Genomic DNA, 1,184 nt, shown 5'->3' on the forward strand with positions numbered 1-1,184 from the left:
TATTGCGATTGATTTGGCAAAGAATGTATTTCAAGTCCTGGGGATGAATAGTCAGGCAAAGCAAGTGTTCAATAAGCGTTTAAATCGCGCTCAACTGACTGAGTTTATGTCGCAGCAATCTGTCTGCAATGTGGTCTTTGAAGCCTGTTATTCATCCCATTATTGGGGGCGTAAATTTCTCGCTATGGGTCATGGCGTAAGGCTTATTCCAGCCCAACATGTCACCCCATTTGTTCGTGGTAGCAAGAATGATAAGAACGATGCCATGGCAATTTACGAAGCCAGTTTTAGGCCAAATATTCGCTTTGTGCCGATTAAAACCGAAGCGCAGCAAGAAATTCTGATGCTACACCGCGTTAGAGAGCGCTTGGTAAAACAAAGAATCGCCTGTACCAATCAAATTCGTGGCGTGTTAGTAGATTTCGGTATTTGTTTTGCCCAAGGCCACAGTGCGTTTGAGCGGGCGATGTGGGATATCATCTGTGATGAAGCGCAACGACCACTGATAAAATTAATGGCCAATGATTTTTGGGAAGAATATCAAGCACTCACTAAGCGCCTTGAACGAATTAACTCACTATTAAAACAGCTGGTCGAGCGAGACCCTAATGGTAAAATCCTACTGAGCATCCCAGGAGTTGGTCCCATTATCGCATCAGCATTTGCCGCTGCCATTGGTGCTGGCCAAGCCTTTAATAGCCCTAAGGAACTGGCGGTCTGGCTAGGATTAACCCCAAAACAATTCGCCTCTGGTAACAAGAGCGTTAATGGCGGCATCACCAAGCGCGGTGACTGCTATTTACGCAAACAACTTATTCATGGTGCTAGAACCGTTGTCAGCCATGCGAGTAAAAAACAAGATGATTTAAACCTTTGGATAACACAGTTAAGAAGCCGAAAAAGCATCTGCAGTGCGGTGGTTGCCACGGCTCATAGACTCGCCAGACTGATATGGGTTTTATTACAAAAACAAGTGCCTTACGCTCCGCAATATGCTGCTAATCAAGGAGCAAACCATGGTACTTGTTAACCCCGTTGTCGCTATCTTGCAGAGCTCGGTCGAGCCAAGGACTCCGAGTCCGACTGGGTGATAAGAGCCGCAAGATAGCGCATTTAATACTCACCAAGGTTGTTGTTAACGATGAAGAAATGGCTCAGTCCAACCAGTGCTAGCCCGAATAGGC

Annotated in this window: 1 protein-coding gene; it reads left to right on the plus strand. The window is 46.0% G+C overall.

Translation table 11 applies throughout. The annotated features are described in order from the left end of the window. The first annotated feature begins 1 nt into the window (after position 1). Complete coding sequence (locus Q4Q50_RS22290) at positions 2–1,030, plus strand: IS110 family RNA-guided transposase (RefSeq protein WP_311901216.1); 1,029 nt, start codon at positions 2–4, stop codon at positions 1,028–1,030. Positions 1,031–1,184 lie beyond the last annotated feature (154 nt).

The sequence above is a fragment of the Shewanella scandinavica genome, from assembly GCF_031932065.1.
Classification (GTDB): domain Bacteria; phylum Pseudomonadota; class Gammaproteobacteria; order Enterobacterales; family Shewanellaceae; genus Shewanella; species Shewanella baltica.